Here is a 13,258-nt window from a genome sequence, read left to right on the forward strand (position 1 = left end):
GCGCCTTGCGATCCAAGCTCTTCATGGCCGCGCTCTCCGCCGTGCGATACAACCCCGACCTCAAGGCCTTCTACGAACGGCTTATCGGAAACAAAAAGACACCAAAAGGCGCACTCCTCGCCGTTGCCAGAAAGCTCGTCACCATCGCAAACGCGGTCCTCCGGCCTCAGCCCGAACCCGCCACAAACTGAGTTGATGACATCCTATAATTTTAGTGTGTCATCCCGAGTGAGCGAAGCGAGACGAGGGATCTCGAGAGGCCTGCTCAGGCGGCGCGGAACAGGCCGTCATGGTAACCTGAACCCGTTGCCCTGCTTCGGGCGCCGGCGTCCTTGCGCGGGCGGGCGCCGGCTGTATATGAAGGGCCGCACCCTCGTTCCCGCTGAGCAAAGACCGGAGCCCCGGCATGACCCGCCGCATCGTCTGCACCTATCACGTCACCGCCGACGCCGACACCATCGAGTCCCGCGCCCAGGGCATCGCCGTCGAGCAGTCGGTGGAAATGCCGCTGCCCGCCATCACCGACCCGCGCGTAATGGACGAGATCGTGGGCCAGGTGCAGGACATCGAGGAGATGTCGCCCGGCCTGTACCGGGTCACCATCGGTCTCGCGGCCGAGACCGTCGGTGACGACGCCGGCCAGCTCATCAACATGATCTACGGCAACACCTCGATCCAGCCGGACACCGTGCTGGCGGATGCCGCGTTTCCGCCGGAGATCCTGGAGACGTTCGGCGGCCCCCGCCACGGCATCGCCGGGCTGCGCGCCCGCGTCAACGCGCCCGACCGCGCCCTGACCTGCTCGGCGCTGAAGCCGCAGGGCCTGCCGGTGCCGGGGCTGGCCGATCTGGCCTATCGCTTCGCGCTGGGCGGTCTGGACTTCATCAAGGACGATCACGGCCTCGCCAACCAGCGCTATGCGCCCTATGCCGAGCGGATGCCCGCCGTCGCCGCCGCCGTGCGCAAGGCGCGCGAGGAGACCGGCGGCTACACCCGCTACATCCCCAGCCTGACCGGCGGCCTCGACCAGTTGCGCGATCAGGCCCGCATCGCCCGCGACGAGGGCCTGGACTGCCTGATGATTCAGCCGATGATCTGCGGGTTCCCGGCCATGCAGACGCTGGTGCGCGAGAACCCGGACATGGCGTTCTTCACGCACCCGACCATGACGGGCGCATCCCGCATCGATCCCCGCTTCCTGCACGGCACGCTGTTCCGCCTGCTGGGCGGGGACGCGCTGGTCTACACCAACCATGGCGGTCGCTTCGCCTTCACGCGCGAGCTGTGCATGGAGCTTGGGCAGCGCGCCACCCGCCCGTGGGACGGCCTGAAGCCGGCCATGCCGGTGCCGGCCGGCGGCATGACCCTGGACCGGGTGCCGGAGATGATCGCGTGCTACGGGCGCGATGTCATGCTGTTGATCGGCGGCGGCCTGCTGCTGGCCAAGGACACGCTGGTCGAGGAGACCCGCGCGTTCCAGGACCATGTGGCGGCGCTCAGCACCCAGGCCCCGGCCGCCTCCGCTGCCGCCGTCGCCGAATAGGGAAGGGTCCGACCCATGCGAGACGACACGCCCCGCGCGCCGACGCCACACGTGCGCCGCCAGACCGCGCCCCAGCGGTGGGAGGCGGTGGACCTCATGGCCTACAAGGAGGAGGGCGAAGCCCCCTTCAAGGCCGTCTCCCGGCAGATCCTGTTCTCCGAACCCTGGCTGGCCGGCGAGTTACGCTATTTCGAGGTCGCCCCCGGCGGGCATACGACCCTGGAGCGGCACGAGCACGCCCACGGCGTCATGATCCTGACCGGCGCCGCCCTGTGCCTCGTGGGCGAGGAGGTTCGGCGCGTCGAGGCCATGGATCTGGTCTCCATCCCGCCCATGACCTGGCACCAGTTCCGCACCGAGGGCGACGCGCCCATGGGCTTCCTGTGCATGGTCAACGCCGAGCGCGACCGCCCCCAGTTGCCCACCGACGCCGACATGGACGGCCTGCGCGCCCTGCCCCGGGTCGCGGCGTTCCTGGACGGGCGGAGCGCGTAGGGCGGAGGCGACCCATTGTTCTTGTCATCCCGAGCCGCCAACGGCGGCGAGGGATCTCGGGAGGCAGAGAGACACCGCCACGGCAGCACGCCCGTGCCCGAGATGCTGTATGTCCCGGTGGTCGGCGCGGATCAGACTCCCTCCCCTGGATAGGGGAGGGTCGGGGTGGGGTTGACGCGGAAGCCGCCACGCGTGCGCATATCACCGCGCCCCCCCTCCCAACCTCCCCCCGGCGGGGGGAGGAGAGCAGGCTTATGGTGCTGAAAGGGGCTCGCGTAGGGTGGAGTCGTTTCGCCACGCGGGGCAATCCGCCAGCCACGGCCCCGCCTCCGGCGGGTTGCGCCTTCAGCGCGAACCCGCCCTACGGGGTCGTGCCCTACGCGGGATCGCCCGTGTCGGCCACCAGTCCCGCCGCCTGGATGGCGTGGACGGCGCAGATCTCGTCGTTGTCCGACAGGTCGCCGGTGACGCCGACCGCGCCCAGGATGCGGCCCTCGGCCGATTTCACCAGCACGCCGCCCGGCACGGGCACGGCCAGACCGCCGGCCAGATCGGACAGCGCGTTCATGAACCCGGGCATCTTCTGCGAGCGGCGCGCCAGTTCGCGGCCGCCCATGCCCAGGGAGAGAGCGCCGAAGGCCTTGCCCATGGCGATCTCCGGCCGCAGCACGCTGGAGCCGTCGGCGCGCTTCAGCACCTTCAGGCGGCCGCCATCGTCCAGCACCGCGACGGTCAGCGGCTGGAAGCCCTCGGCGCGGCCCTTCTCCAGGGTGGCATCGGCGATGGCGTCGGCCACCGACAGGGACAGGGCGTGTTCAAACATGGAGATCATCCTCTTGGTTGCTCAGACGGTCGAGGCGGCATAGCGGGCCTTGGCCTCGCGGCGGCGGCGGTGCAGGACGGGTTCGGTATAGCCGCTGGGCTGGCGGGTGCCCTCGAATACCAGATCGCAGGCGGCCTGGAACGCCACGCTGCCGTCGAAGTCCTCGGCCATCGGGCGGTAGTCCGGATCGCCCGCGTTCTGGCGGTCCACCACGGCGGCCATGCGGCGCATGACCTCCATGACCTGATCGTGCGAACACACCCCGTGGTGCAGCCAGTTGGCGATGTGCTGGCTGGAGATGCGCAGGGTCGCGCGGTCCTCCATCAGGCCGATGTCGTTGATGTCCGGCACCTTGGAACAGCCGATGCCCTGGTCGATCCAGCGCACCACATAGCCCAGGATGCCCTGGCAGTTGTTCTCCAGCTCCTGGCGGATTTCCGCCTCCGACCAGTTCACGCCACCCGCCAGGGGGATCGTCAGGATGTCGTCCAAGGGGGCGCGCGGCCGCGTGGACACCTCGGCCTGACGCGCCATCACATCCACGGCGTGATAATGCAGCGCGTGCAGCGTGGCGGCGGTGGGCGACGGCACCCAGGCGGTGTTCGCGCCCGCCATGGGGTGGCCGATCTTGGCCGCCAGCATGTCGCCCATGCGGTCCGGCATGGCCCACATGCCCTTGCCAATCTGGGCGCGGCCGGGCAGGCCCAGGGCAAGGCCCACATCCACGTTGCGGTCCTCGTAGGCCTGGATCCAGGCCGTCGCCTTCATGTCCGCCTTGCGGATCATGGGGCCCGCCTCCATCGACGTATGGATTTCATCGCCGGTGCGGTCCAGGAAGCCGGTGTTGATGAACACCACGCGCGCCCGCGCCGCCGCGATGCAGGCCGGCAGGTTCACGGTGGTCCGCCGCTCCTCGTCCATGATGCCCATCTTCAGGGTGTTGCGCTCCAGGCCCAGCGCCTCCTCGACGCGGGCGAACAGGGTGTCGGCGAAGGCGACCTCGTCCGGGCCATGCATCTTCGGCTTGACGATGTAGACCGAGCCCATGCGGCTGTTGCACACCGTGCCCGTGCGCTTCAGGTCGTGCAGCGCGATCAGGCTGGTGAACAGGGCATCCAGGATGCCTTCCGGCGCCTCCGACCCATCCGGCAACAGCACCGCGTCGCTGGTCATCAGGTGGCCCACGTTGCGCACCAGCATGAGCGCGCGGCCGGGCAGCGTGATCTCGCCCGACCCGTCGGCGCGGGTGAACACCCGGTCCGGGTTCAGGCGGCGCTCCAGGGTCTGCCCCCCCTTTTGGAACGAGGCCGAGAGCGTGCCCGTCATCAGCCCCAGCCAGTTGCGGTAGGCGGCCACCTTGTCCTCGGCGTCCACGGCGGCGATGCTGTCCTCGCAGTCCTGAATGGTGGTGACGGCGGATTCCAGGATCACGTCGGCCACGCCGGCGGCATCGGTGGACCCGATGGGGTGGCTGCGGTCCAGCACGATCTCGATGTGCAGGCCGTGCCGGCGCAGGAGGACACTGCCGGGCGCGGCCGCATCGCCGGTGTAGCCGACCAGGGCATCCGGGTCCGCACACCCGGTCGTGGCGCCGTCCGCCAGGGTCACGGCCAGCGCGCCGTCCCGGACGGCATAGGCGGTGGCGTCGGCATGGGAGCCCCGGGCCAGCGGCACCGCCGCGTCCAGGCGGCGGCGGGCTTCGGCGATCACCGCCGCGCCGCGCACGGGATCGTACCCGCCGCCCGAGGCCGCCGGTGCCTCGGGCAGCGCGTCGGTGCCGTAGAGCGCGTCGTACAGGCTGCCCCAGCGGGCGTTGGCGGCGTTCAGGGCGAAGCGCGCGTTCATCACCGGCACCACGAGCTGAGGCCCGGCCACATGGGCGATTTCCGGGTCCACGTGCTCTGTGGTCACCCGGGCGTCCTCCGGCTTCGGATCCGGCTTCAGGTATCCGATCTCCTTCAGGAACGCCCTGTACGCCGTCGCGTCGTGCGGCCGGCCGGCCCGGTCCCGGTGCCAGTCGTCGATGCGCGTTTGCAGGCGCGCGCGCTCCTCCAGCAGGGCGCGGTTGCGCGGCGTCAGGTCCTCCAGGATGCGGGCCAGCGATGTCCACAGGTGGTCCGCGTCCAGGCCGAGCCCGGGCAGCACCTCCTCCGTCACGAAGCGGTCCAGCACCTTCGCGACGCGCAGGTCCCCCCTGTTCACATAGGCCGACATGGGCCACCTCCTTTACGGGTTGTTTGGGTGTTCGCGCCGCGCGGTCGCGGCTGGCCCGACATATGGGACCGCCCATGCGCTGCGAACGGGCGTTTTCGCATGGTGGAAACCGCTTGCGTTTTTGGGGGCGAGTATGGCCTTCACGATCCAGGTGCTGCTGCGCGCCGTATTGTCCTGGTTTGCTCCCCGAAGTGATGGACCCTCTCATGCCCGCGCCCGTGCTGCTCTGGTTCCGCCGTGATCTGCGGCTATCCGATCACCCTGCCCTGTCCGCCGCCGTCGCCACCGGGCGCCCGGTGGTGCCGGTGTACATCCTGGACGGCGAGGCGCCCGACGCCCGCCCCCTGGGCGGGGCGGCCCGGTGGTGGCTGCACGGTTCGCTGGGTGCGCTGGCCCGCGACCTGGAGGCCCTGGGGTCCCGTCTCGTCCTGCGGCGGGGGCCGGTCACGGCGGTGCTGGCGGACGTGGCCCGGGAGACCGGGGCCGACACGGTGCTCTGGACGCGCATGGCGGGCACGGACGAAACCGCCCTGGCCGATGCGCTGAAGGCTCAGGGCCTGACCCCGCGCCGGTTCGGCGGCGCGCTGTTGTACGAGCCGGAAACCGTCGTCAACCGTCAGGGCCAGCCGTTCCGGGTGTTCACGCCGTTCTGGAAGCACCTTCAGACGCTGGACCCGCCGCCGCGCCCTCAGCCCGCGCCCGACCACCTCCCGGCCCACGACGCCTGGCCGGAGAGCGATGCGCTCGGCGACTGGGGCCTGCTGCCCACGCGGCCGGACTGGGCCGGCGGCCTGCGCGCCACCTGGGTGCCGGGCGAAGAGGCGGGCCGCGCCGTGCTGGAGGGCTTCCTGGACGGCCCGGCTTCTGGCTACGCCGAGGGCCGCAACGCGCTGGGTCGGGACGCCACCTCCGGTCTGTCGCCCTACCTGCGCTTCGGCGAGGTGGGGCCGCGCACCATCTGGCATGCCGTGCGCGACCGGCCGCACGATCCCGGCGCGGAGTCCTTTCTGCGCGAGGTGGGCTGGCGCGAGTTCTGCCACCACCTGCTTCACCAGCACCCGGCCATGCACGAGGTGCCGTTGCAGGGCGCGTTCGCGCAGTTCCCCTGGCGGGACGATCCGGAGGGCCTGCGCGCCTGGGAACAGGGCCGCACCGGCTATCCCGTCGTGGATGCCGCCCTGCGCCAGCTCTGGCACACCGGCTGGATGCACAACCGGGCGCGCATGATCGTGGGCTCGTTCCTGGTCAAGGATCTGCTGGTCGACTGGCGCGCCGGCGAGCGCTGGTTCTGGGACACGCTGGTGGATGCCTGCCCGGCCAACAATCCGTGCTCATGGCAGTGGGTCGCCGGCTGCGGGGCCGATGCCGCGCCCTATTTCCGGGTGTTCAATCCGGTGCTTCAGGGGGAGAAGTTCGACGCCGACGGCCGCTACGTCCGGCGCTGGGTGCCGGAACTGGCCGGCCTGCCGGACCGCGTGCTGCACAAGCCGTGGGAGGCCTCCGGCGCGGTCCTGCGCGCGGCCGGCGTGCGCCTGGGCGAGACCTATCCCGCGCCCATCGTGGACCACAAGGCGGCCCGCACGCGCGCGCTGGCGGCGCTGGAGACCATCAAGGGACAAGGCGGATCGGCCCGGAACGACGACGGGGGCCGGGCATGACGCCCGACCCCCGTTCGCGTATCCTGACAGCGACCCGCCTCGCACCTTACCGCTTCCGACACGTCATGACGTATCGGAAGCGGCGGAGGCCATGAAACGGACGAGTCCGTTTCATGGCCGATAAACAAAAGTCAGCCCTTCATCGCCTTCAGCATGGTCTCGCCCAGGGCGGCCGGGCTGTCGGCAACCAGGATGCCGGCCGAGCGCATGGCCTCCATCTTGGCGTCCGCCGTACCCTTGCCGCCGCTGATGATGGCGCCGGCATGGCCCATGCGCTTGCCCGGAGGCGCGGTGCGGCCCGCGATGAAGCCCACCATCGGCTTCTTGACCTTGGACTTGGCGATGAACTCGGCGGCCTCTTCCTCGGCCGAGCCGCCAATCTCGCCGATCATGATCATGCCCTCGGTCTCGTCGTCGCCCAGGAACATGTCCAGGCAGTCGATGAAGTTGGTGCCGTTGACCGGGTCACCGCCGATGCCGATGCAGGTGGTCTGGCCCAGGCCGGTGGCCGTGGTCTGCGCCACCGCCTCGTAGGTCAGCGTGCCGGAGCGCGAGACCACGCCGATCTTGCCGCGCTTGTGGATGTGGCCCGGCATGATGCCGATCTTGCACTCGTCCGGGGTGATGACGCCGGGGCAGTTGGGCCCGACCAGGCGGGTCTTCGAGTTCACCAGGGCGCGCTTGACCTTGACCATGTCCAGGACGGGAATGCCCTCGGTGATGCAGACCACCAGGTCAAGCTCGGCATCCACGGCCTCCAGGATGGCATCGGCGGCGAACGGCGGCGGCACGTAGATCACCGAGGCGTTGCAGTCCGTCTTGTCCTTGGCCTCGGCGACGGTGTCGAACACCGGCAGGTCCAGGTGCTTGGTGCCGCCCTTGCCCGGGGTCACGCCGCCGACCATCTTGGTCCCGTAGGCGACGGCCTGTTCCGAGTGGAAGGTCCCCTGGCTGCCGGTGAAGCCCTGGCAGATGACCTTGGTGTCCTTGTTGACGAGAACCGCCATTACTGCGCCTCCTTCACGGCCTTGACCACCTTGTCGGCGGCGTCTGCAAGGTTGTCGGCGGCGATGATCGGAAGCCCCGAGTCCGCCATGATTTTCTTGCCCAGTTCCACGTTGGTGCCCTCCAGGCGCACCACCAGGGGCACGTTGAGGCTGACCTCCTTGGCGGCCGCGATCACACCTTCGGCGATGACGTCACAGCGCATGATGCCGCCGAAGATGTTGATGAGGATGCCTTCCACGTTCGGGTCGGACAGGATGATCTTGAACGCGGTGGTCACGCGCTCCTTGGTGGCGCCGCCGCCCACGTCGAGGAAGTTGGCCGGCTCGGCGCCGTACAGCTTGATGATGTCCATGGTCGCCATGGCCAGGCCCGCGCCGTTGACCATGCACCCGATGGCGCCGTCCAGCTTGATGTAGTTGAGGTCGTGCTTCTGCGCCTCCAGCTCGGCCGGGTCTTCCTCGTCCTCGTCGCGCATCTCGGAGATGTCGGGCCGCCGGTACAGCGCGTTGGAATCGAAGTTCATCTTGGCGTCGAGCGGGATCACCTCGCCGTCGCCGGTGACCACCAGCGGGTTGATCTCCAGCATGGAGGCGTCGGTCTCCTGGAACGCCTTGTACAGCGCCATCAGCATCTTGGTCGCGCTCTTCACCTGAGCGCCCTCAAGGCCCAGCCCGAACGCCACCTTGCGGCAGTGGAACGGCATGATGCCGGTGGCCGGGTCGATGTCCTGCAGGATGATCTTCTCGGGGGTCTTGGCGGCGACCTCTTCGATCTCCACTCCGCCTTCGGTCGAGGCCATGATGGTCACGCGGCTGGTCGCGCGGTCCACCAGCATGGACAGGTACAGCTCGCGCTTGATGTCGCAGCCGGCCTCGATATAGACGCGCTTGACCTGCTTGCCCTCGGGGCCGGACTGGTGCGTGACCAGCGTGTTGCCCAGCATCTGCGAGGCGTTCTCGCGCACCGCGTCCACCGACTTGACGACGCGCACGCCGCCCGCCTCGCCGGCCTCGGACTCCTTGAACTTGCCCTTGCCGCGGCCGCCGGCGTGGATCTGGCTCTTGACCACAAAGACCGGCCCTTCGAGGTTGCGCGCGACCTGCTCGGCCTCTTCAGGCGTGTAGGCCACGCCGCCCTTCAGCACCGGCACGCCGAATTTCGCCAGCACCTGCTTGGCCTGATACTCATGAATGTTCATGGGTGGATTCCCCGTTCCTGACCAAAAAGCCGATTACTTCGGCATCAGTTCGCGCGACGCGGCGACGAGCCCGCGCACGGCCTCGACGGACGTGTCGAACATCGCCTGCTCGTCGGCGTTCATCTCGATCTCGACGACCTTTTCCACGCCGTTCGCGCCGATCACTACGGGCACGCCCACGTACAGACCGTCCAGGCCGAACACGCCGTCGCACCAGGCCGCGCAGGGCAGCACGCGCTTCTGGTCCTTCAGGTAGGCCTCGGCCATGGCGATCGCCGAGGCCGCCGGGGCATAGAACGCCGAGCCGGTCTTCAGCAGGCCGACGATCTCGGCGCCGCCGTTGCGGGTGCGGGTGACGATCTCGTCCAGCTTCTCCTGGGTGGTCCAGCCCATCTTGACCAGATCCGGCAGCGGGATGCCGGCCACCGTGGAGTAGCGGGTCAGCGGCACCATGGTGTCGCCGTGGCCGCCCAGCACGAAGGCCGAGACGTCCTGCACGGAGACGTCGAACTCTTCCGCCAGGAAGGTGCGGAAGCGCGCGCTGTCCAGCACGCCGGCCATGCCGACGACCTTGGTGTGGGGCAGGCCCGACAGCTCGCGCAGCACCCAGACCATGGCGTCCAGCGGGTTGGTGATGCAGATGACGAAGGCGTCCGGGCAGTGCGTCTTGATGCCCTCGCCGACGGCGGCCATGACCTTGGCGTTGGTGCCGATCAGATCGTCGCGGGACATGCCGGGCTTGCGCGGCACGCCGGCGGTCACGATCACGACATCGGCGCCGGCGATCACGCTGTAGTCGTTGCCGCCGGCCATGGTGGCGTCCACACCCTCGACGGGGTTGGACTGGGCGATGTCCAGCGCCTTGCCCTGGGGCACGCCTTCGGCAATGTCGAACAGCACCACATCGCCCAGTTCCTTCAGGGCGACGAGATGCGCCAGGGTGCCGCCAATGTTGCCGGCGCCAACCAGAGCGATCTTCTTGCGAGCCATGACCGTCCTCTCATCCGTTGGATCGAAAATCGGGCCCCGCGCAATCCCTTTGAGGTTTTGTTTTGCGGGGCCCTTCGCGCATAGCGCTTGAGTGAGGCAGTTGGTTTTTGGTACCGCGTTTCCGGCACACGAGCAAGGGCAGACCCCGGCGGAGTCGGTCCATTTCGTGACCGATGCGGTCAGGTGCGCGCCATAATATTTCGCGGGCGCGAAATGTCGAGCCTTTCATTCGGACTTCACTTGTCGGACCCGCCCCGTCCCGGTTTGCTGAGCGGCCGACACCACCCCGACCAGGAGCGCGCCCGCCATGGCCGAGCCCGCTGAGAGCCGACCGCCCGCCGCCACCGCCGCGCCCGATGCCTCGGCCTGGACCGTCTTTCTGGTCTTCCTGCGCCTCGGTCTGACCAGCTTCGGCGGGCCGGTGGCGCACCTCGGCTATTTCCGGGCCGAACTGGTGGAGCGCCGGAAATGGCTGACCGATGCGGCCTATGCCGATCTTGTCGCGCTATGCCAGTTCCTGCCGGGGCCGGCGAGCAGTCAGGTGGGGCTGGGCCTGGGCCTGCACCGGGCGGGCCTGCCGGGTGCGCTGGCCGCGTGGGCCGGGTTCACGCTGCCGTCGGCGCTGGCGCTGGCGCTGGCGGCGCTGGGTGTGGCGGCCCTGGACCCCGGCGGCGAGACCGGCTGGCTGCGCGGGCTGAAGATCGTGGCCGCCGCCGTGGTCGCTCAGGCCGTCTGGGGCATGGCGAAGTCCCTCGCGCCGGACCGGCCGCGCGCCACCCTGGCCCTGGCCTCGGCGGCGCTGGTGGTGGTCTGGCCGCTGGCCGGGCTGCCGCTGGTGCTCGGTCAGGTGCTGCCGATCGCCGTCGGGGCCCTGGCGGGCTGGGTGCTGTTCCGTGGCACGCCGACCGAGTCCGCCGATCCCCTGCATATCGGGATCAGCCGACGCACGGGGCTGCTCTGCCTGGGCACGCTGGCCGCGCTGCTGCTGCTGCTGCCCGTGCTGGCCCTGGCCACCCAGGCGGACGCGGTGCGGCTCGCCGACGGCATGGTGCGCGCGGGATCGCTGGTGTTCGGCGGCGGGCATGTGGTGCTGCCGCTGCTGCAGGCCGAAGTGGTGCCGACCGGCCTCGTGGACCGGGAGAGCTTCCTTGCTGGCTACGGCCTCGCGCAGGCGGTGCCGGGGCCGCTGTTCACACTGTCGTCCTACCTGGGCGCGGCCGCCGGCGGGACCGTGCCGGCGAGCCTGGGGCTCGCCCTGCTGGCCACGGTGGCGATCTTCGTGCCCGCCGCCCTGCTGCTGTTCGGCGCCCTGCCCTTCTGGGGCGCGCTGCGGCAGTCCCCCACCGCCCGCGCCGCCCTGACCGGGATCAACGCAGCGGTCGTCGGGCTGCTGCTGGCCGCGTTCTACGATCCGGTGCTGACGGGAGCCGTCGCCGCGCCCGAACACGTCGCCCTGGGGCTGGCGGCCTTCCTGGCGCTGCAGATCTGGAGGCTGCCGCCCTGGCTGGTGGTGCTGGCCGGCGCCGGGCTCGCCGGCCTGCTGTTCTGACGGCGCGGCGTGCTAGAGTGGGGCAAGGTATCCTCCTCCGCCCCGAGACCGGCCCTGTCCATGCGCGCGCTGCCCACGCCCCGTCAGTTGCTCTACCTCGTGACCGTCGCCGAAACGCTGCACTTCGGTCAGGCGGCGGAGCGCTGCCACGTCACCCAGTCCACCCTTTCCGCCGGGATTCGCGAGTTGGAGTCCCTGCTCGGCGTCACCCTGATCGAGCGCCAGACCCGCCGCCGCGTGGTCATGACGCCGGTGGGGGAAGAGATCGTCGCCCGGGCCACCCGCGTGCTGGCCGACACCGAAGCCCTGGTGGACGCGGCCGCCGCCCGCGCCGCGCCCCTGAGCGGCCTGTTGCGGCTGGGGGTGATACCGACCATCGGCCCCTACCTGATGCCCGGCGTGCTGCCCGGCTTGCGGCGGGACTATCCCGACCTGCGGCTCTACCTGCGGGAGGATCTGACCGACGCGCTGCTGGAGGCGCTGGCCACCGGACGGCTGGATGCCATCGTGGTCGCCACGCCCTTTGACCTGCGCGGCATGATCTCCACCCCGTTCGGCGAGGAGGACGTGGTCCTGGCCCTGCCCGCCGACCATCCGCTCGCCGAACAGGACCGGGTGCACGAATCGGACCTGACGGATCAGCCGCTGCTCATGCTGGAGGACGGCCACTGTCTGCGCGACCACGCGCTGGCGGCGTGCCACCTGTCGCGCTCGCGCTCCAACGAGGCGTTCCAGGCCACGAGCCTGGTCATGCTCACCCAGATGGTGGCGGCGGGCCTGGGGCTCACCCTGTTGCCGCGCATGGCCGTGGCCCGCGAGGTTCTGCCGGAAGGCGGCGTGGTGATCCGAGAGCTGGACGCCACGGGAACGGCGCGCACGCTGGTTCTGGCGTGGCGGCCGGGGGCGGCGCGGGAGTCCGATTTCCGCCTGCTGGCGCGGGCGTTGCAGGCCGGCCATGAGCGCCTTGGGGTCGCCCCGGGTTGACAGGCGCACGCCCGGACTCCAGATCGCGGGGGTCGCGGCGAAACATCCCCGCGCGGCTGGCGTTGACGCCCGGCGGGGGAGCCGTGTAAAACGCCCGTCACATGGAGCGGCGCCAACCGCTCCGTCACGCCCCGGCGGGCGCGCCCACGGAGGGCGGGCAGGACGGTAATGCAGCGGATTGCTAATCCGTACACCTGGGAAACCGGGTGACAGGGTTCGACTCCCTGGCCCTCCGCCACTTCAGGAAAAGGCAGGTCCCCACCAGGACCTGCCTTTTTCCGTTTTCGCGCCCGTTCGGATCACATCGGCTGCTTGAAGCCGACATGGGTGGGCCGGAACCCCAGGGACTCGTAGAACCGATGGGCGTCGGTCCGGGTGGCGTCGGAGGTCAGTTGCACCAGCCGGCACCCCTGGTCCCGGCAGTGCGCGACGGCCCAGTCCATCAGCCGCCGCCCCAGGCCCGCGCCCCGCAGGTCGCGGGCGATGCGCACGGCCTCGATCTGGCCGCGCCACGTCCCCCGGTGCGACAGGCCCGGGATCAGGGTGATCTGGAGCGTCCCGACCACCACCCCGTCCCGCTCGGCCACGACCAGATGCTGATGGGGGTCCCGGTCGATGGCCGCGAAGGCCGCGCGATACGCCTCGGGCAGGGGCGGAGCCACCGTTTCGCGCGCCTGCCCCAGCGCATCATCGGCCAGCAGCCGGATGATGGCGTCAAGGTCGCGGGACTCGGCCCGCCGGATGGTGAGGGTCTCGTCGGTCATCGGGCGGGGGTCCTGTTGGTCCTGGTGGGGGG

The 13,258-nt window shown here is 70.2% G+C and carries 11 protein-coding genes, 1 tRNA gene and 1 pseudogene; 7 read left to right on the forward strand and 6 right to left on the reverse strand.

The window, feature by feature from the left end; translation table 11 throughout:
* The 3 genes and pseudogenes from GHC57_RS19530 to GHC57_RS08855 all read left to right on the forward strand — a co-directional run.
* Nucleotides 1-191 (forward strand): annotated as a pseudogene (locus GHC57_RS19530) (IS110-like element ISEc32 family transposase); the annotation flags it as partial.
* A gap of 215 nt (nt 192-406) precedes the next feature.
* Nucleotides 407-1,543: a RuBisCO large subunit C-terminal-like domain-containing protein gene (locus GHC57_RS08850; protein ID WP_153343297.1), complete on the forward strand. Its 1,137-nt coding sequence runs from the start codon at nt 407-409 to the stop codon at nt 1,541-1,543.
* Between the two features lie 15 nt (nt 1,544-1,558).
* Nucleotides 1,559-2,038: a cupin domain-containing protein gene (locus GHC57_RS08855; RefSeq protein ID WP_153343299.1), complete on the forward strand. Its 480-nt coding sequence runs from the start codon at nt 1,559-1,561 to the stop codon at nt 2,036-2,038.
* A gap of 376 nt (nt 2,039-2,414) precedes the next feature.
* On the opposite strand, the gene GHC57_RS08860 is transcribed toward GHC57_RS08855, so the two are convergent.
* The gene (locus GHC57_RS08860; RefSeq protein WP_153343301.1) at nt 2,415-2,861 is read right to left on the reverse strand and encodes a GlcG/HbpS family heme-binding protein; all 447 of its coding nucleotides are present in this window, start codon (nt 2,859-2,861) and stop codon (nt 2,415-2,417) included.
* Nucleotides 2,862-2,882: 21 nt separating this feature from the next.
* Nucleotides 2,883-5,075, reverse strand: coding sequence for a malate synthase G (locus GHC57_RS08865; RefSeq protein WP_153343303.1), 2,193 nt, complete (start codon nt 5,073-5,075; stop codon nt 2,883-2,885).
* 206 nt (nt 5,076-5,281) lie between these two features.
* On the opposite strand from GHC57_RS08865, the gene GHC57_RS08870 reads away from it, so the two are divergent.
* Complete coding sequence (locus GHC57_RS08870; protein WP_153343305.1) at nt 5,282-6,733, forward strand: cryptochrome/photolyase family protein; 1,452 nt, start codon at nt 5,282-5,284, stop codon at nt 6,731-6,733.
* Between the two features lie 131 nt (nt 6,734-6,864).
* Here GHC57_RS08870 and sucD read toward each other — a convergent pair whose 3' ends face one another.
* Genes sucD through mdh form a run of 3 tightly spaced genes read right to left on the reverse strand, consistent with a single transcriptional unit; the run spans nt 6,865 to nt 9,929 of the window.
* Nucleotides 6,865-7,740 carry a succinate--CoA ligase subunit alpha gene (gene sucD, locus GHC57_RS08875; protein WP_153343307.1) on the reverse strand — a complete coding sequence of 292 codons (876 nt, stop codon included), beginning with the start codon at nt 7,738-7,740 and terminating at the stop codon, nt 6,865-6,867.
* Complete coding sequence (sucC, locus tag GHC57_RS08880) at nt 7,740-8,939, reverse strand: ADP-forming succinate--CoA ligase subunit beta (RefSeq protein WP_153343309.1); 1,200 nt, start codon at nt 8,937-8,939, stop codon at nt 7,740-7,742. The genes sucD and sucC overlap by 1 nt, the downstream gene beginning before the upstream one ends.
* 33 nt (nt 8,940-8,972) lie before the next feature.
* Nucleotides 8,973-9,929 carry a malate dehydrogenase gene (mdh, locus tag GHC57_RS08885; RefSeq protein WP_153343311.1) on the reverse strand — a complete coding sequence of 319 codons (957 nt, stop codon included), beginning with the start codon at nt 9,927-9,929 and terminating at the stop codon, nt 8,973-8,975.
* A 307-nt stretch (nt 9,930-10,236) separates the two neighbouring features.
* On the opposite strand from mdh, the gene chrA reads away from it, so the two are divergent.
* The 3 genes from chrA (at nt 10,237) to GHC57_RS08900 (ending at nt 12,700) form a co-directional block, all read left to right on the forward strand.
* A complete protein-coding gene (gene chrA / locus GHC57_RS08890) occupies nt 10,237-11,478 on the forward strand; it encodes a chromate efflux transporter (RefSeq protein WP_153343313.1) in 1,242 nt (413 codons plus the stop codon).
* Between the two features lie 60 nt (nt 11,479-11,538).
* Nucleotides 11,539-12,462 carry a hydrogen peroxide-inducible genes activator gene (locus tag GHC57_RS08895; protein WP_153343315.1) on the forward strand — a complete coding sequence of 308 codons (924 nt, stop codon included), beginning with the start codon at nt 11,539-11,541 and terminating at the stop codon, nt 12,460-12,462.
* Nucleotides 12,463-12,610: 148 nt separating this feature from the next.
* Nucleotides 12,611-12,700, forward strand: a tRNA-Ser gene (locus GHC57_RS08900).
* Between the two features lie 61 nt (nt 12,701-12,761).
* Here GHC57_RS08900 and GHC57_RS08905 read toward each other — a convergent pair.
* Entirely contained in the window at nt 12,762-13,226 is a 465-nt protein-coding gene (locus GHC57_RS08905; RefSeq protein ID WP_153343317.1) for a GNAT family N-acetyltransferase, read from the reverse strand.
* Nucleotides 13,227-13,258: the final 32 nt, after the last annotated feature.

Origin of the sequence: Roseospira navarrensis (assembly GCF_009601025.1) — a bacterium.
In the GTDB taxonomy this organism is placed as follows: domain Bacteria; phylum Pseudomonadota; class Alphaproteobacteria; order Rhodospirillales; family Rhodospirillaceae; genus Rhodospira; species Rhodospira navarrensis.

Excerpts from the sequence above, each read along its gene's own strand:
- GHC57_RS08855 (WP_153343299.1), top strand. The coding sequence starts at position 1,559 with ATGCGAGACGACACGCCCCGCGCGCCGACGCCACACGTGCGCCGCCAG.
- GHC57_RS08905 (WP_153343317.1), bottom strand. The coding sequence starts at position 13,226 with ATGACCGACGAGACCCTCACCATCCGGCGGGCCGAGTCCCGCGACCTT.
- mdh (WP_153343311.1), bottom strand. The coding sequence starts at position 9,929 with ATGGCTCGCAAGAAGATCGCTCTGGTTGGCGCCGGCAACATTGGCGGC.
- GHC57_RS08860 (WP_153343301.1), bottom strand. The coding sequence starts at position 2,861 with ATGTTTGAACACGCCCTGTCCCTGTCGGTGGCCGACGCCATCGCCGAT.
- GHC57_RS08870 (WP_153343305.1), top strand. The coding sequence starts at position 5,282 with ATGCCCGCGCCCGTGCTGCTCTGGTTCCGCCGTGATCTGCGGCTATCC.
- chrA (WP_153343313.1), top strand. The coding sequence starts at position 10,237 with ATGGCCGAGCCCGCTGAGAGCCGACCGCCCGCCGCCACCGCCGCGCCC.
- GHC57_RS08895 (WP_153343315.1), top strand. The coding sequence starts at position 11,539 with ATGCGCGCGCTGCCCACGCCCCGTCAGTTGCTCTACCTCGTGACCGTC.
- GHC57_RS08865 (WP_153343303.1), bottom strand. The coding sequence starts at position 5,075 with ATGTCGGCCTATGTGAACAGGGGGGACCTGCGCGTCGCGAAGGTGCTG.
- sucD (WP_153343307.1), bottom strand. The coding sequence starts at position 7,740 with ATGGCGGTTCTCGTCAACAAGGACACCAAGGTCATCTGCCAGGGCTTC.
- GHC57_RS08850 (WP_153343297.1), top strand. The coding sequence starts at position 407 with ATGACCCGCCGCATCGTCTGCACCTATCACGTCACCGCCGACGCCGAC.
- sucC (WP_153343309.1), bottom strand. The coding sequence starts at position 8,939 with ATGAACATTCATGAGTATCAGGCCAAGCAGGTGCTGGCGAAATTCGGC.